The following is a 16911-nucleotide window of genomic DNA, read 5'->3' on the forward strand; positions in this document are numbered from 1 at the left end:
GGGTGGCGGTGGGTCGGGTGGGGTCAGGCTTGATTAATGACGCTTATCAGGCTTTATTGCCGATAAAGGCGGGCGGCGGCGGCATGCCCGGCGAGACGGTCAGCACTTCATAGCCCGTTTCCGTGACCAGCACCGTGTGTTCCCATTGCGCCGACAGGCTGCGGTCCTTGGTTTTGATGGTCCAGCCATCGTTCATTTCGCGGATTTCGCGGCGGCCCGAGTTGATCATCGGTTCCACCGTGAAAATCATGCCCGCTTCCAGGCGCTCCAGGGTGCCTGGCTTGCCGTAGTGCAAGACTTGCGGCTCTTCATGGAAGACCTTGCCGATGCCGTGGCCGCAGAATTCGCGTACCACGCTGTAGCCGGCCTTTTCCGCGTGCTGCTGGATGGCGTGGCCGATATCGCCCAGGTGGGCGCCCGGCTTGATCTGATCGATGCCCAGCCACATGCACTCATAGGTGATTTCCGACAGGCGCTTGGCCAGGATGGTCGGCGTGCCGACAAGGAACATGCGGCTGTTGTCGCCGTGGTAGCCATCCTTGATGACGGTGATGTCGAGGTTGACGGAGTCGCCGCTTTTCAGGACCTTGTCGCCGGGAATGCCATGGCAGATGACGTCGTTGACGGAAGTGCAGATGGCTTTCGGATAGGGCGTGTAGCCGGGCGGGCAGTAGTTGAGCGGGGCAGGGATGGTGCCTTGCACGTTGACCATGTATTCGTGGCACAGGCGATCGAGTTCGCCCGTCGTGACGCCCACCTTGACGAAGGGGGTGATGTAGTCGAGCACTTCGGCGCCGAGCTTGCCGGCAATGCGCATGCCTTCGATGTCGGCGGCGGTATTGATACGGATGGTGGACATGGTGTAATTCGCAATCTGCAAGAATTCAGGTGAAAAGCACAGACGATTCCTGCTGTATGGGGAAAAGTCTGCAAATATGCCGAAATTATAAACGAGGCGCCCTGAATCCGCCGCCTCCTTCCTATGGCCGGGAGGGGATTTGTGGGGAGAAAGCGGATGAAAAGGCGGTGCGGCCACGCCTTGCACCATCGTGGTGCGCCGGCTGTTTCCGCAGGGCGCGCGATTTGCGGTGCGGACTTGATGTGGCAGGCATTTCAGTGTAGAATCCCGGGTTGCTTGAATTCTCTTTTAAGCAATGCAGTAAAACAGTGTCTTTAATTTATATAAACACGCGAATCCGGTCGACAAGGGTGCCTGTATGGTGACTGATCGGATTCCAGACCCAACCCTGGAGTTAATAATGTCCGTAACAATGCGCGAAATGCTGGAAGCCGGTGTCCACTTTGGTCACCAAACCCGTTTTTGGAATCCAAAAATGGCACCGTTCATCTTCGGCCATCGCAACAAGATCCACATCATCAACCTGGAAAAAACCATGGCGATGTACCAGGACGCAATGAAGCACGTGCGTCAACTGGCTGCAAACCGTGGCACCATCCTGATGGTTGGCACCAAGCGTCAAGCTCGCGAAATCATCGCTGCTGAAGCACAACGCGCTGGCGTGCCTTTCGTTGATCAACGTTGGTTGGGCGGCATGCTGACCAACTTCAAAACGATCAAAACCTCGATCAAGCGTCTGAAAGACATGGAAGTGATGATCGAAGACGGTTCGATCGAGAAGCTGTCGAAAAAAGAAGCGCTGATGTTCTCCCGCGAAATGATCAAGCTGCAAAAATCGATCGGCGGCATCAAGGACATGGGCGGCATTCCTGACGCAATCTTCGTCGTCGACGTCGGCTACCACAAAGGTGCGATCACCGAAGCAGCTAAACTGGGTATCCCGGTCATCGGCGTTGTCGATACCAACCACTCCCCAGAAGGCGTGAACTTCGTGATCCCAGGTAACGATGACTCCTCGAAAGCCATCATGTTGTACGCTCGCGGTGTTGCTGACGCAATCATCGAAGGCCGTGCAGCTGCCGGTAACGAAGTTGTTGAAATGGTTAAAGCAGCCGCTGGCGACGAATTCGTCGAAGTTAACGAACAGGCTTAATGGCCAGGCTATCGCAAGATAGCCGTTTGTAAGCACAGCAGTAAGGGAAAAGGGGTGGCAGCAGCTCCCCCTTTTTTTAACAAAAAAAACGATAGTGACCGCTGGCGAGGCATGCATGCCCGGCCGCGACTATCGACTCACCGAATCAGGAGAAACACATGGCAGCGATTACAGCAGCGATGGTAGGCGAATTGCGCGGCAAAACCGACGCACCAATGATGGAATGCAAAAAAGCACTGACCGAAGCCGAAGGCGACATGGCGCGTGCGGAAGAGATCCTGCGCGTCAAACTGGGCGGCAAGGCATCGAAAGCATCGGCACGCATCACCGCTGAAGGCGTCGTGGCAACTTACATCGCCAATGGCGTAGGCGCCCTGGTCGAAGTGAACTCGGAAACCGACTTCGTTGCGAAAAACGACGATTTCCTGGCACTGGCCAACAACGCTGCCCGTCTGGTAGCGGAACACAACCCGGCTGACGTCGCTGCCCTGCTGGCCCTGCCACTCGATGGCAAGACCCTGGAAGACGTGCGCGCTGCCCTGATCGGCAAAATCGGCGAAAACATGACCATCCGCCGCTTCCAGCGTTTCGAAACCAGCGCCAAGCTGGCTTCGTACCTGCACGGTTCGCGCATTGGCGTGATCGTCGAATTCGACGGCCCCGATGAGCAAGTGGGCAAAGACGTAGCCATGCACATCGCTGCCATGAAGCCAGTGTCGCTGTCGTCGAACGAAGTTCCTGCGGAACTGATCGAAAAAGAGCGTTCGGTTGCACAACTGAAAGCCGAAGAAGACGCAGCCAAAGCGGCCGCCGAAGGCAAGCCAGCGCAATCGCCGGAAATCCTGGCCAAGCGCCTGGAAGGTTCCGTACAGAAGTTCTTGAAAGAAGTTTCCCTGCTGAACCAAGCTTTCGTGAAAAACGACAAGCTGTCGGTTGAGCAAATGCTGAAGGCGGCTAACACCAGCGTCAAAGGTTTCGCCATGTACGTAGTGGGCGAGGGCATCGAGAAGAAGCAAGACGACTTCGCAGCAGAAGTCGCAGCACAGATGGCTGCCTCCCAGGGAGCGTAAGTAAAGCGGGCCGAGAGGCCCGTTTTTTTGGCCCGCCCGCACCTGTGTGCCGGGCGGCGGCATGGGCAGCTTCCTCCCGCCTATCCGGCGCTGCAAGGCGCTGCGCCATGTCATACTCGAATAACCTCATTTATGGAGCCCCAGCTCATGTCAAAACCAGCCTACAAGCGCGTCCTCCTCAAGTTGTCCGGCGAAGCCCTGATGGGCGATGATCCCTACGGCATCAACCGCGCCACGATCGAGCGCATGGTGGCCGATGTGGCCGAGGTGGCGAAGTTGGGTGTGGAACTGGCAATCGTGATTGGCGGCGGCAATATCTTCCGCGGCGTCGCGCCTGGTGCGCAAGGCATGGACCGCGCCACCGCCGACTACATGGGCATGCTTGCCACGGTGATGAACGCACTGGCCCTGGCCGATGCCATGCGCCATGTCGGCATTACCGCGCGCGTCATGTCGGCCATCGGCATCGAACAAGTGGTCGAGCCGTACGTCCGCCCGAAAGCCCTGCAATACCTGGAAGAAGGCAAAGTGGTCGTCTTTGCCGCCGGTACCGGCAATCCGTTCTTCACCACCGATACGGCAGCCGCCCTGCGCGGTTCCGAGATCAGCGCCGAGATCGTCCTGAAGGCCACCAAGGTCGACGGCGTCTACACGGCCGATCCGAAGAAGGATCCGAACGCCACCCTGTTCCACACGATTACGTTCGACGACGCCATCGCCAAGCATCTGCAAGTAATGGATGCCACCGCATTCGCCCTGTGCCGCGACCAGAAACTGCCGATTAAAGTGTTTTCGATCACCAAGCCGGGCGCGCTGATGCGCGTCATCATGGGCGAAGACGAAGGCACCTTGGTTCACGTATAAGGGAAGCGGAGCGCCGAGAAGCCGTCCATGGCTGCGTTGCAGTGCCTTGCCGTACATTCGGCGCCGCGCCTTGCCCTGAACGGTTTTTGGCACTCCCGACTGCGCTGGTGTTTTCATCGCAAGCGAAGTAGCAATATTCATTATTATCAAGACAAGGAGTACAGCAATGTCCTTAGCTGACGTTAAGAAAAATACCCAGGAACGCATGACGAAGTCGCTGGAAACACTGCGGGCCGACCTGGCCAAAGTGCGTACCGGCCGCGCCCATACGGGTATCCTGGACCACGTGATGGTCGAGTACTACGGTTCGCCGACGGCGTTGACCCAGGTGGCCAACGTGACCCTGATCGATGCGCGCACCATCGGCGTGCAGCCGTACGAGAAGAAGATGGCCAACACCATCGAAAAAGCCATCCGCGACGCCGACCTGGGTCTGAACCCATCGGCACAGGGCGACCTGATCCGCGTTCCGACGCCGCCGCTGACGGAAGAGCGCCGCAAGGAAATGGTCAAGCTGGTCAAGAGCGAAGCGGAAGACGCGAAGATCGCCGTGCGTAACATTCGCCGCGATGCGAATGAGTCGCTGAAAAAACTGGTCAAGGAAAAAGCCTGCTCCGAGGACGATGAGCGCCGCTCGTCGGAAGAAGTGCAGAAGCTGACGGACAAGTTTATTGCCGACATCGACAAGATGGTTGTCGACAAAGAAAAAGAAGTGCTGACCGTCTAGTTTTCAGTCCTTTTGGCGCTGCCCGGGAAAGCACGGCTTTTCCGGGCAGTGCTATTTGGAGCATAATAGTTATCTTTTATTTTTTGGTATTCGTGTTTTCATGATCTATTCGAGTTCGACAACGGCAGTACCTGAAGTGGGCACGGTGCCGCGCCATGTGGCAATCATTATGGATGGCAATGGTCGCTGGGCAACCAAGCGCTTCCTGCCGCGTGTGGCTGGCCACGTCAAGGGCGCGGATGCCGTGCGCGGCATCGTCGAGGCTTGTATCGAGCGCGGCGTCGAATACCTGACCCTGTTTGCTTTCAGCTCGGAAAACTGGCGCCGCCCGGAAGAAGAGGTATCGATGCTGATGCGCCTGTTCGTCACGATGCTGGAACGCGAAGTGGTCAAGATGCATGCGAACGACATCCGCCTGAAGGTGGTGGGTGACTTGTCGCGCTTCAACGACGAGCTGCAAACCCTGATCGCCAATGCGGAGCGCAAGACGGCGAACAACACGCGCCTGACGGTGTCCATCTGCGCCAACTACGGCGGCCGCTGGGACATCATGCAGGCAGTCAATAAAATGACGGCCGAGGCGCTCGCCGATGGCCAGCCTGCCGGACACGCTTACACGGAAGAGCAACTGGCGCCGCACCTGGCCATGGCTTACGCACCCGAGCCCGACCTGTTCATCCGCACGGGCGGCGAGCAGCGCATTTCCAATTTCCTCCTGTGGCAACTGGCGTACACTGAGTTGTTTTTCACCGAAACTTTCTGGCCCGACTTCAATGGCGAGTGCCTCGACGCGGCAATCGCGTCTTACCAGCAGCGCGAACGGCGCTTTGGCCGTACCAGCGCGCAATTAACTGAAAAGACAAACTGATGCTGAAAACACGGATAATCACCGCCCTGGTCCTCCTGGCGGTCTTGCTGCCGGTTCTGTATCTGAATTATTTCCCCGCCTTCGCCGTGATCGCCACGGCGTTCTTCGGCGCCGCCGTATGGGAAAGCTTCCGCATCTTCAAAAATCGCCAGGCGCTGCTGATCGCCGCCGTCTGGACTGCCGCCTTCGCGTATACTTTTTTTGTCGGCAACGGCATGGCGCAGCTCAATTTCTGGTTCGCCCTGTGCGTGGCCATCTGGCTGATCCGCTTCGTGCCTTCGCTGGCAACAGGCTTGCCGCCCACCGAAGGCCTGGGCAATACCTTGCTCAGCTTCGTGTACCCGGTGACCATCGTCGGCTGCTTCGTCGCCATCATCGCCCTGTTCCTGCATAGCCCTTTGTACCTGCTGTCCGTGATGGCCCTCGTGTGGATCGCCGATATCGGCGCCTATTTCTCGGGCAAGGCGTTCGGCAAGCGCAAGCTGGCGCCAAGTATTTCCCCAGGTAAGTCCTGGGAAGGCGCCATCGGCGGCGGCATCGCCGTGCTGGTCATCTCCGCCATCACCATCGTGGCCGCGCCATCGCTGCCGGTATTGCAAGACACCTTCGCCGTGCAGCTGCAATTGCGCCGCGGCTGGCTGGTGGCCTTGCTGGTGCTGCTGCTGATCGTTGCGGCCAGCATCGTCGGCGACCTGTTCGAATCCCAGCTGAAGCGCCGCGCCGGCATCAAGGACAGCAGCAAGCTGCTGCCCGGCCATGGCGGCGTACTCGACCGTATCGATGCGCTGATCCCGGTCTTGCCATTTGCCGCCCTCGTGGCCAGCTGGCTTTAAGGAAACTCATGCAATACATCACCATTCTTGGCGCGACCGGCTCGATCGGCGTGTCCACCCTGGACGTCCTCGCGCGTCATCCGGAGCAATACAGCGTGTATGCGCTGAGCGCCCACAGCCGCGTGGCCGAACTGGCCGCCCAGTGCTTGCAATTTCGCCCCCGGCGCGCCGTCGTCGGCACGGCCGACGCCGCCCTTGAACTGACGCGCTTGCTGCGCGGGCAGGGCGTCGATACGCAAGTCGAGTACGGCGTGGACGCCCTGTGCGACATCGCCAGCGCGCCGCAGGTGACGGGCGTGATGGCGGCCATCGTCGGCGCGGCCGGCCTGGCGCCCACCCTGGCGGCAGCGCGTGCCGGCAAGAAAGTGTTGCTGGCCAATAAAGAAGCGCTGGTCATGTCCGGCCAGCTGTTCATCGATGCCGTGCATGACAACGGCGCCGTGCTGCTGCCCATCGACAGCGAACACAACGCCATCTTCCAATGCATGCCGCACGCCCATGGCCGCGCGCCGGGCGCCGCGGGCGTGGCGAAAATCGTGTTGACGGCTTCCGGCGGCCCTTTCCTGACGCGCGACGTCGAGACGCTCGACACGGTCACGCCGGACCAGGCATGCAAGCATCCGACCTGGGCCATGGGGCGCAAGATTTCCGTCGATTCGGCCACCATGATGAACAAGGGCCTGGAAGTGATCGAGGCGCACTGGCTGTTCGGCGCGCCGGCCGACCAGATCGAGGTGTTGATCCACCCGCAAAGCGTGATCCATTCGATGGTTTCGTACATCGACGGTTCCGTGCTGGCCCAGCTGGGTAATCCGGACATGCGCACGCCGATCGCCCATGCGCTGGCGTATCCGCAGCGCATCGCTTCCGGCGTGGCGCAGCTGGACCTGGCCCAAGTGGCCACCTTGCAGTTCGAACGTCCCGATTTCCGCCGTTTCCCCTGCCTGGCGCTGGCCTTTGACGCCTTGCGTGCGGGCGGCACGGCGCCGGCTTTGCTCAATGCGGCCAATGAAGTGGCCGTGCAAGCGTTTCTTGACGAACAGATCGGCTTCCGCCAGATCGACAGGGTCATCGCGCACGTGATCGAGACGGTGCCGCATGGCGCCGCTTCGAGCATCGACGCCGTGATGGAGCAGGACCGCCTGGCCAGAGCGGCCGCGCACGCGTATATCGCGCAAAGGCTGGCTGCATGACGCTCATCACCACGTTGCTGGCCTTTATCGTCGCGCTCGGTTCGCTGATTACCCTGCACGAGCTGGGCCACTACCTGGTGGCGCGCTGGTGCGGCGTGAAAGTGCTGCGTTTCTCGATCGGCATGGGGAAAGTGGTGTATTCGCGCAAGTTTGGCAAGGACCAGACGGAATGGGCGATCTCCGCGCTGCCGCTGGGCGGCTATGTCAGCATGCTCGACAGCCGCGCGCAAGACCTCAGCGACTTGCCGGAAAGCGAATTGCGCCGCGAATTCACGCGCCAGAGCGTGTGGCGCCGCATCGCCATCGTGGCCGCCGGCCCGCTGGCCAACTTCCTCGTCGCCATCGTGCTGTACGCGGGCCTGTTCATGCATGGCATCGAAGAGCCGTCGAGCAAGCTCGGCCCCGTGGCCGAACAGACTGCCGCCCATGCGGCCGGCTTGCGCAGCGGCGATACGGTCGAGTCGGTGAATGGCAAGCCCGTGGCCAGCTGGTCCGAGCTGCGCTGGGAACTGATCCAGGCTACCCTCGACAAGCTGCCGGCGCGCATTGAAGTGCGCCGTCCCGACCGTGGCCAGCAGGAAGCGACCTTGCCGACGGCCAGCCTGACGGAGACGGATCTGGAAGGCGACGTGCTGGGCAAGCTGGGGTTGACCCTGGCCCGTTCCGCGCCCACGCTGATGGAAATCATGCCCGATGGCGCCGCCGCGCGCGCCGGCCTGCAGAAAAACGACCAGATCCTGGCCATCGACGAACAACCCGTGCACGACGTGGCGGCCGTCATCTCCACCCTGAGCCAGGCGCCGGGCCGCACCTTGCAATTGCAGCTCTTGCGCCAGGGCCAGGACCTGACCTTGCCCATTACGCCGGACGCCGTGCCGGGCGCCGGGGCAGAGGGAGCTGTAACAGTTGGTAAGATACAAGCAAAGCTGGGACAGGTGCCGGATATGATCACCGTGGCCTCCGGACCGTTCTCTGCCGTGGGCAAGGCGTCCGCCAAGGTCTGGGATACCAGTGTCATGAGCCTGAAAATGCTGGGCAAAATGATCACCGGCCAGGTTTCTCTGAAGAATGTGACGGGGCCCATTACCATCGCCGATTACGCGGGCCAGACGGCGCGCATCGGCTTGGTAAGCTACCTGAGCTTCATCGCCTTCATCAGTATCAGTCTGGGCGTGATGAATTTGCTACCCATTCCTGTTCTGGATGGCGGGCATTTGCTGTATTATTCGCTGGAAGTTTTGACCGGACGCCCCTTGCCGGAGCGCGTAGGCGAGATTGCCCAGCGCCTGGGGATAGGTTTGTTGCTGACCTTGATGGTGCTTGCCGTCTTTAATGACGTGTTGCGATTGCTGAATTAGGACGCTGGTTGAGGCCATTGCGTGAGTCGCACAAGCAATCTTTTGTGTATGTTGTCCATTGATTTACCCATTGAATAACCCCAATGAAATTACATTCTGCTCGTTTTGCCTTGCCTTCCTTTCGCCGCAGCCTGATCGGCGCCGCCGTCATGGCCATCTGTTCCGGCCACGCGCTGGCCGTCCAGCCATTTACAGTCAAGGACATCCGGGTCGAAGGGATCCAGCGTACTGAAGCGGGCACCGTCTTTGCCTACCTGCCGGTGCGGGTCGGCGAAACGTTCTCCGACGAGAAGAGCGTTGCCGCCATCAAGGCCCTGTATGCGACGGGCATGTTCAAGGATGTGCGCCTGGAAGCCGATGGCGACGTGCTGGTGGTACTGGTCGAGGAACGTCCGGCCATCGCCAGTGTGGCATTTACCGGTACCAAGGAATTTGAAAAGGACGTGCTGGTCAAGGCGCTGAAGGAAATCGGCGTCGGTGAAGCCAAGATTTTCGACAAGGCCTCCGTCGACCGCGCAGAACAGGAACTCAAGCGCCAGTACCTGTCGCATGGCCTGTACGGCGTGAAGATCACCACCACCGTCACGCCGATCGAGCGCAACCGCGTCAACGTGGTGTTCGCCGTCGACGAGGGCGACGTGGCCCGCATCAAGCAGATCAACATCGTCGGCAACAAGGCCTTCACGGACAAGGAACTGCGCGAGCAGCTGGCCCTGAACACGGGCGGCTGGTTCAGCTGGTACACCAAGGCCGACCAGTATTCGAAGACCAAGCTGACGGGCGACATCGAAGCGCTGAAGTCCTACTATCTGGACCGTGGCTACATCGAGATGCAGGTCGATTCGACGCAAGTGTCGATCACGCCCGATAAAAAAGATATTTATCTGACGATCAACATTACCGAAGGTGAAAAGTACAAGATCGCCGGCACCAAGTTCGAAGGCGAGATGTTCGGCCGCGAAGAAGAGCTCAAAGCGCTGAACCTGATGCGCGAAGGCGACATCTACTCGGGCGCGCGCCTGACGGCGACGAACAAGCGCATCCAGGACCGCCTGGCCACATTCGGCTATGCGTTTGCCAACGTCAACGCCAATCCCGAAATCAACCGCGAGAAGCATGAAGTCGGTTTCACCTTCTTCATCGATCCGGGCAAGCGCGTCTACGTGCGCCACATGAATATCGCCGGCAACACCACCACGCGCGATGAAGTCATCCGCCGCGAATTCCGCCAGTTCGAATCGTCCTGGTACGACAGCAACAAGATCAAGCTGTCGCGCGACCGTGTCGACCGCCTCGGCTACTTCAAGGACGTGACCATCGACACGCCGGAAGCGCAGGGCACGACCGACCAGGTCGACGTCAACGTGACGGTGGTGGAAAAACCCACCGGTAACTTCCTGATCGGCGGCGCCTTCTCGCAATCGGAAAAATTCACCCTGTCGGCCTCGATTTCGCAAGCCAACTTCGCCGGTAGCGGCAACACGGTCGGCATTGAACTCAATACCAGCCATTACAGCCGCACGATCGCGTTTTCGCAAACCAATCCGTACTTCACGGACGACGGCATTTCGCGCAGCTTCGAAGTCTATCTGCGCACGACGGAACCGCCGGCGCTGAACATCGGCAGCTACAAGATCAAGCAGACCGGTGGCCGCGTCAGTTTCGGCGTGCCGTTCTCGGAAGTCGACACCGTCTTCTTCGGCATCGGCGCCGAGCGCTCGCGCATCGAAACGGACATCACCAGCCCGATCCGCTTCAAGCAGTACGTGATCGACAATGGCGGCCCGTCCGACGGTATCGGTTCGGCCACCACGAATTCCATCCCGCTGACGGCGGCATGGCAGCGCGACAGCCGCGACAGCGCCCTGACGCCATCGATCGGCCGCTACCAGCGCGTCAACCTCGAGGCCGACCTGATCGGCGACCAGAAATACTTCCGCGCCATTTATGAGCACCAGTATTTCCGTCCGTTGTTCAGCAAGGTCACCCTGGCGCTGAAGGGCGAGATCGATTACGGCCACGGTATCGGCAAGCACGTGTATCCGGTCTTCAAGAACTTCTACGGCGGCGGCATCGGTTCGGTGCGCGGCTACCTGAGTTCCTCGCTGGGCGCGGTCGAACCGAGCACCAACGATGCCTTGGGCGGCGCTTCGCGCCTGATCGGTAACGCGGAACTGCAGATGCCATTCCCCGGTTCGGGCAATGACCGCAGCTTGCGCTGGTTCGGTTTCCTTGACGGCGGCCAGGTCTACCAGGAAGGCGAAAAAATGCGGATCTCGCAATTGCGCTATTCTGCTGGCTTGGGCATCAGCTGGATTTCACCGGTGGGCCCGCTCAAGCTGAGCTACGCCAAGCCGCTGAACGCCAAGCCGACGGACCGCCTGGAGCGCTTCCAGTTCCAGATGGGCACCGGTTTCTGACCGGCCATCTGAACGGGGGCGACAGCTTTTACTTTTTGACCATGGAGTATCATGAACACCGCATCCGCTACCCTGCCCAAGACCCTTGCCGTGATCGCATTGTGCTGGAGTTCGCTGTTGCCGGTGCAGGCGCAGGCTCAGGAGTCGAAGATCGCCTGGATCAGCAGCGAACGTATTTATAACGAATCGAGGCTGGCCAAGCTGGCCAGCGCCAAGCTGGCCGAAGAGTTCCGCTCGCGCGAAAAAGCCGTGCAGGAACTGGCTGCCCGCTTCAAGGTGGCCAACGAAGCCCTGGAAAAGGACATGCCGACCCTGAGCGAGGCGGAGCGCGCCAAGCGCCAGCGCGAGTTTTTCGAGCTGGACAAGGAGCTGCAACGCCGCCAGCGCGAGTTCCGCGAAGACCTGAGCCAGCGCACGAATGAAGAGCGCAGCGCCATCGCGGAAAAGGCCAACACCATCATCCAGCAGATGGCGCATATCGAAGGATATGACATCGTGCTGCAGGAAGCCCTGTGGGCCAGCCCGCGCATCGACATTACCGACAAGGTATTGAAGGCGCTGGACAAGTGATATTAGAATAGAGGTAATTAGATGGGCACTCGACTAGGAGAATTGGTCGAACGCTTCGGCGGGCAGTTGGCGGGCGATCCCAACCTGGAAGTGTCAGGTATCGCACCGCTGGCCGACGCCGGCGCTTCGCACATCAGCTTTCTCAGCAATAGCAAATTCCGCGCACAGGCGGCCCAGAGCGGCGCCGCCGCGCTGATCCTCACGCCGGCTGACGATGCGCTGATCGGCGGCGACTACGCCGGCGCGCGCATCGTCACCCCGAATCCCTATGTGTATTTCGCGCGCGCGGCGCAGTATTTCGCCGCCCTGCACGAGATCAAGGCACCAATCGGCATCCATCCGGGCGCCTTTGTCGACGCCAGCGCGCAGGTTGACGCCAGCGCCTCCGTCGGCGTGCATGCGGTGATCGAAGCGGGCGCCGTGATCGGCGCCGGCTGCGTCATCGGCCCCGGCTGCGTGGTGGGGCGCGACGCCGTCATCGGCGCCGGTACCCAGCTGTTCGCCAACGTGACCTTTCACGCGCGCTGCGTGATCGGCCAGCGCGGCATCATCCATTCGGGCGCCGTGATCGGCACCGACGGATTCGGCTTCGCCAACGAAGGCGGCGTCTACATCAAGATACCGCAGACGGGCAGGGTGGTGATCGGTGACGATGTCGATATCGGCGCCAACACCACCATCGACCGCGGCGCACTGGCCGACACCATCATCGAAGATGGCGTCAAGCTCGATAACCAGATCCAGATCGGCCACAACTGCCATATCGGCGCGCACACGGCCATGGCCGGCTGTGTCGGCGTGGCCGGCAGCGCCATCATCGGCAAGTACTGCACCTTTGGCGGCGCCGCCATGGTGCTGGGCCACCTGACCATTGCCGACCGCGTCCACGTGGGCTCGGGCAGCATGGTCTCGCGTTCGATCCTGGAAGCGGGCCAGTACACGGGCTTTTATCCGCTGGCCAAGAACGCCGACTGGGAAAAGAGCGCCGCCATCGTGCGCAACCTGTCAAGCATGCGCGAGAAGATCCGCGCGCTTGAAAAAACAATTAAAACACTGACCACGCAAGACGAAAAATGACTACTGAAAAAAAAACCCTCGATATCCTCGCCATCAAATCGCTGCTGCCGCATCGCTACCCGCTGCTGCTGGTCGACCGCGTGCTGGACTGGGAAGCCGATAAAACCATCACCGCCATCAAGAACGTGACGGTCAACGAAGAGTTCTTCCAGGGCCATTTCCCGCACAAGCCGGTCATGCCCGGCGTGCTGATGATCGAAGCGCTGGCGCAGACGGCGGCCCTGCTGTCGTTCCTGTCGATGGGCGTGAAACCGGATGAAAATTCGGTGGTGTACTTCGTCGGCATCGACAATGCGCGCTTCAAGCGTCCTGTCGAACCGGGCGACCAATTGAAGATGGATGTGGAAATCCTGCGCGTCTCGCGCGGCATCTGGAAATACAAGGCCGTCGGTACGGTTGACGGCAAGCTGGCGGTGGAAGCGGAACTGATGTGCACGATCCGCAGCGCGCAAGATGCCAGCCAGTCTGCGAGCCAGCCAGCGGGGCAGTAACATGGCGGCCATCCACTCCACGGCAGTCATCGATCCGAAGGCCGAGCTTGACAGCTCGGTCGAGGTGGGTCCGTACACCATCATCGGTCCGCACGTGCGCATCGGCGCCGGCACCAGGGTCGGCCCGCACGTGGTGATCGACGGCCATACGACGATCGGCCGCGACAACCACCTGTTCCAGTTTTCTTCCATCGGCGCGCAGCCGCAGGATAAAAAATGGGCGGGCGAGGCGACGCGCCTGGAAATCGGCGACCGCAACACCATCCGCGAGTTCTGCACCTTCAACACGGGCACCGTGCAGGGCGGCGGCGTGACGCGCCTGGGCAATGACAACTGGATCTCGGCGTATGTGCACCTGGCGCACGACTGCCTGGTGGGCAACAACACTATCTTTTCGAACAACGCGCAGCTGGCGGGCCACGTGGAAATCGGCGACTGGGTCATCATGAGCGGTTTCGCCAATGTGCACCAGTTCTGCAAGATCGGCGCGCACGCCTTTGTCGGCATGAGCACCAGCCTGACGCAGGATGTGCCGCCGTTTGTGCTGTTGAACGGCAATCCGGCACAGGCGCATGGCGTCAACATCGAAGGATTGAAACGCCGCGGCTTTACGCGCGAGCAGATCAACGGCATCCGCGCCGCGTATAAGCTCATCTACCGCGCGGGACTGACCCTGGAAGAGTCCAAGGCGGCCCTGTTCGAAGAAGAGCAGGCTTCCTCGCCCGAGGTGGCGCAACACATTCGCGCCATGCGCGAATTCCTTGGCGTGGCGTCGCGTGGCATCGTCCGCTGACCAGGACCGCGGCCTCGGTGTCGCCAATGTCGCCATCGTCGCCGGCGAGGTGTCGGGCGATTTGCTGGCCAGCCGGCTGCTGTCCGGCCTCGTGCCGCAGCTGCCCGGCGCGCGCTTCCACGGCATCGGCGGCGAGCACATGGCCAGGCAGGGCTTCGTGTCCGACTGGCCGCTCGACAAACTGACCGTGCGCGGCCTGTTCGAGATCATTCCCCGCTACCGCGAAATCAAGGGTATCCAGAACGCGCTGCGCGACCAGCTGCTGGCGGAGCGTCCCGCCGTCTTCATCGGCGCCGACTACCCGGGCTTTAACCTGGGCCTCGAACAGCAGCTGAAGGAAGGCGGCATCCCTACCGTGCATTACATCGGACCGCAGATCTGGGCCTGGCGCGGCGGCCGTATCAAGAAAATCATCAAGGCCGTTTCGCACATGCTGGTGATTTTCCCGTTCGAGGAAGAGATATACCGCAAGGCGGGCGTGCCCGTCACCTATGTCGGCCATCCGCTGGCCGAGATGATCCCTTTGCAGCCCGACGAGGCGGCCGCGCGCCGTGTCCTGGGCTTGCCGCAAGACGCGAATGTCGTGACCCTGATGCCGGGCAGCCGCATGGGCGAACTCAAATACAATACCGCGGCGTTTGTCGGCGCCTGCAAGCTGCTGCTGGCGCGCGATCGCTCCCTGCGTTTCGTCGCGCCCATGGCCGGCGAAAAGCAGCGCCAGTACTTTTTGCAACTGATCCGTGAGGCGGGCTTGCAGGACGTCGAGATATTGCTCACCGATGGCGGCTCGCACACGGCCATCTGCGCCGCCGATGCGGTGCTGGTGGCTTCCGGAACGGCGTCGCTGGAAGTGGCGCTGTACAAGAAACCGATGGTCATCGCCTACAAGATGATGCGCGCCTCGTGGGAAATCATGCGCCACATGGGCTACCAGCCGTGGATAGGCTTGCCGAACATCCTGGCGCGCGATTACCTGGTGCCCGAGCTGCTGCAAAACGCGGCCAGCCCGCAAGCGCTGGCGGACGCCATGTGGCAGCAGCTGAGCGACGTGCCGGGCCGTTTGCGCCTGGTGCAGCGCTTCACGGACATGCACCACAGCCTGCTGCGCGACAGCGCGCGCGAAAGCGCCAACGCCGTCATGCAGGTCATCGCCGCCAACCGCAAGTAAGCCCGAATCACCGCTTCAACCGCAGTACCAACCAAAGATTCAACGTGAAAAATATCTATCCCGGCCTGTTTGACGACTTGCCATTCTCGCTCGATGAAATCATCTGCGGCGTCGACGAGGCAGGCCGCGGTCCGCTGGCCGGCCCCGTGTTCGCCGCCGCCGTGATCCTCGACCCGAACCAGCCCATCGACGGCTTGCGCGACTCGAAGAAACTCAGCGAAGCCAGGCGCGACCTGCTGGCGCCGCAAATCAAGGCCAAGGCCCTGGCCTGGGCCATCGCCGAAGCGTCGGAAGAGGAAATCGACCGCCTGAACATCCTGCAGGCGTCGATGCTGGCCATGCGCCGCGCCGTCGAGGCCCTGGCGACCGTGCCGACCCTGGCCCTGATCGACGGCAACCGCTGCCCCGTGATGCCGATACGCGGCATGGCCATCATCGGCGGCGACGACAAGGTCGATTCCATTTCCGCCGCCTCGATCCTGGCCAAGACGGCGCGCGACGCGGCCCTGGTGCACCTGCATGCGGCCTATCCCGAGTACTGCTTCGACCAGCACAAGGGCTATGGCACCAAGCTGCACCTGGAGCGCCTGCACCTGCACGGCGCCTCGCCCGTGCACCGCCGCTCGTTCGCGCCCGTGCGCAACGTGATCGCGCTGTTTGGCGGGCAGGAGGTGGCGGCATGAAGACGATTACCTCGCGCGACAATGCGCAATACAAGGATTTATTGAAGCTGGCGGGCAGTTCGCAGGCGCGCCGCAAGTCGGGCCGCACCCTGCTCGACGGCGTGCACCTGTGCCAGTCGTACCTGCAGCTGCGCGGCATGCCGGAGCAGTGCATCGTCAGCGAAAGCGCCTTGCAAAATCCGGAAGTGGCGGAGATCGTCGGCCAGCTGGAAAGCCGGCGCGCGCACGTACTGGGCTTGCCCGATGCGCTGTATAACGCGGTGAGCCAGGTCGAACATGGCGTGGGCGTGATGTTCCTCGTCGAGACGCCGGAACGGGCCGTCACGCAGCCTCTGAGCGTGTCGGCCGTGCTGCTCGATAACCTGCAAGACCCGGGCAACGTGGGCTCCATCCTGCGCAGCGCGGCCGCCGCCGGCATCACGCAGGTGTACTGCAGCGCCGGCACGGCTTTCTGCTGGTCGCCCAAGGTGCTGCGCGCGGCGATGGGCGCGCACTTCGTGCTCGACATCTTTGAAAACGTCGACCTGGCGGCACTCGTATCGAACGCCAAGGTGGCGACGCTGGCCACCAGCGGCTACGCCACGCAGCGTCTGTACGACGTTGACCTGCGCCAGCCCGTCGCATGGCTGTTCGGCCATGAAGGGCAGGGTGTCGCCGACGACCTGCTGTCGATGGCGACGCACCAGGTGGTCATTCCCCACCTGGGCCAGATCGAATCGCTGAACGTGGCCGCCTGCGCCGCCGTGTGCTTCTTCGAGCAGCTGCGCCAGGGCCAGTCCTGACA

Annotated in this window: 17 protein-coding genes; 16 read left to right on the top strand and 1 reads right to left on the bottom strand. The window is 61.3% G+C overall.

What is annotated here, in order from left to right; translation table 11 throughout:
- Positions 1–46: 46 nt before the first annotated feature.
- The gene (map, locus tag JAB8_RS01060) at positions 47–859 is read right to left on the bottom strand and encodes a type I methionyl aminopeptidase (protein WP_070221576.1); all 813 of its coding nucleotides are present in this window, start codon (positions 857–859) and stop codon (positions 47–49) included.
- Between the two features lie 400 nt (positions 860–1259).
- Here map and rpsB point away from each other — a divergent pair, with 400 nt between their 5' ends.
- The 16 genes from rpsB to JAB8_RS01140 all read left to right on the top strand — a co-directional run bounded on the left by rpsB (position 1260) and on the right by JAB8_RS01140 (position 16909).
- Positions 1260–2012 carry a 30S ribosomal protein S2 gene (rpsB, locus tag JAB8_RS01065; protein WP_010397614.1) on the top strand — a complete coding sequence of 251 codons (753 nt, stop codon included), beginning with the start codon at positions 1260–1262 and terminating at the stop codon, positions 2010–2012.
- Positions 2013–2170: 158 nt separating this feature from the next.
- On the top strand, positions 2171–3082 hold the full coding sequence (tsf, locus tag JAB8_RS01070) for a translation elongation factor Ts (RefSeq protein WP_070221523.1): 912 nt from the start codon (positions 2171–2173) through the stop codon (positions 3080–3082).
- A 147-nt stretch (positions 3083–3229) separates the two neighbouring features.
- Positions 3230–3946, top strand: a complete 717-nt coding sequence (pyrH, locus tag JAB8_RS01075) for a UMP kinase (protein WP_034752258.1) — start codon at positions 3230–3232, stop codon at positions 3944–3946.
- 166 nt (positions 3947–4112) lie between these two features.
- Positions 4113–4673, top strand: coding sequence for a ribosome recycling factor (gene frr / locus JAB8_RS01080; RefSeq protein ID WP_070221522.1), 561 nt, complete (start codon positions 4113–4115; stop codon positions 4671–4673).
- A 100-nt stretch (positions 4674–4773) separates the two neighbouring features.
- Complete coding sequence (gene uppS / locus JAB8_RS01085; protein ID WP_070288000.1) at positions 4774–5541, top strand: polyprenyl diphosphate synthase; 768 nt, start codon at positions 4774–4776, stop codon at positions 5539–5541.
- Positions 5541–6374, top strand: a complete 834-nt coding sequence (locus JAB8_RS01090) for a phosphatidate cytidylyltransferase (RefSeq protein WP_070288002.1) — start codon at positions 5541–5543, stop codon at positions 6372–6374. Before uppS ends, JAB8_RS01090 begins: the two co-directional genes overlap by 1 nt.
- A gap of 8 nt (positions 6375–6382) precedes the next feature.
- Positions 6383–7567 carry a 1-deoxy-D-xylulose-5-phosphate reductoisomerase gene (gene ispC, locus JAB8_RS01095; protein WP_070288004.1) on the top strand — a complete coding sequence of 395 codons (1185 nt, stop codon included), beginning with the start codon at positions 6383–6385 and terminating at the stop codon, positions 7565–7567.
- Complete coding sequence (gene rseP / locus JAB8_RS01100) at positions 7564–8925, top strand: RIP metalloprotease RseP (RefSeq protein ID WP_070288006.1); 1362 nt, start codon at positions 7564–7566, stop codon at positions 8923–8925. Before ispC ends, rseP begins: the two co-directional genes overlap by 4 nt.
- A gap of 83 nt (positions 8926–9008) precedes the next feature.
- Positions 9009–11345 carry an outer membrane protein assembly factor BamA gene (gene bamA / locus JAB8_RS01105; protein ID WP_070221517.1) on the top strand — a complete coding sequence of 779 codons (2337 nt, stop codon included), beginning with the start codon at positions 9009–9011 and terminating at the stop codon, positions 11343–11345.
- A 51-nt stretch (positions 11346–11396) separates the two neighbouring features.
- Positions 11397–11915, top strand: coding sequence for an OmpH family outer membrane protein (locus JAB8_RS01110; protein ID WP_046684967.1), 519 nt, complete (start codon positions 11397–11399; stop codon positions 11913–11915).
- A 21-nt stretch (positions 11916–11936) separates the two neighbouring features.
- Complete coding sequence (gene lpxD, locus JAB8_RS01115) at positions 11937–12992, top strand: UDP-3-O-(3-hydroxymyristoyl)glucosamine N-acyltransferase (RefSeq protein ID WP_070288009.1); 1056 nt, start codon at positions 11937–11939, stop codon at positions 12990–12992.
- Complete coding sequence (gene fabZ, locus JAB8_RS01120) at positions 12989–13483, top strand: 3-hydroxyacyl-ACP dehydratase FabZ (protein ID WP_034752234.1); 495 nt, start codon at positions 12989–12991, stop codon at positions 13481–13483. Before lpxD ends, fabZ begins: the two co-directional genes overlap by 4 nt.
- A 1-nt stretch (position 13484) precedes the next feature.
- Positions 13485–14276, top strand: coding sequence for an acyl-ACP--UDP-N-acetylglucosamine O-acyltransferase (gene lpxA, locus JAB8_RS01125; RefSeq protein ID WP_070288012.1), 792 nt, complete (start codon positions 13485–13487; stop codon positions 14274–14276).
- The gene (gene lpxB / locus JAB8_RS01130; protein ID WP_070288510.1) at positions 14260–15444 is read left to right on the top strand and encodes a lipid-A-disaccharide synthase; all 1185 of its coding nucleotides are present in this window, start codon (positions 14260–14262) and stop codon (positions 15442–15444) included. The genes lpxA and lpxB overlap by 17 nt, the downstream gene beginning before the upstream one ends.
- A 44-nt stretch (positions 15445–15488) precedes the next feature.
- Positions 15489–16127 (top strand): ribonuclease HII, encoded by a 639-nt coding sequence (gene rnhB, locus JAB8_RS01135; RefSeq protein ID WP_070288016.1) that lies wholly within the window; start codon positions 15489–15491, stop codon positions 16125–16127.
- Positions 16124–16909, top strand: a complete 786-nt coding sequence (locus tag JAB8_RS01140; RefSeq protein WP_070288018.1) for an RNA methyltransferase — start codon at positions 16124–16126, stop codon at positions 16907–16909. The genes rnhB and JAB8_RS01140 overlap by 4 nt, the downstream gene beginning before the upstream one ends.
- The last annotated feature ends 2 nt before the right edge of the window (positions 16910–16911 follow it).

The organism is Janthinobacterium sp. HH106 (genome assembly GCF_001758725.1).
Lineage (GTDB): Bacteria > Pseudomonadota > Gammaproteobacteria > Burkholderiales > Burkholderiaceae_D > Janthinobacterium.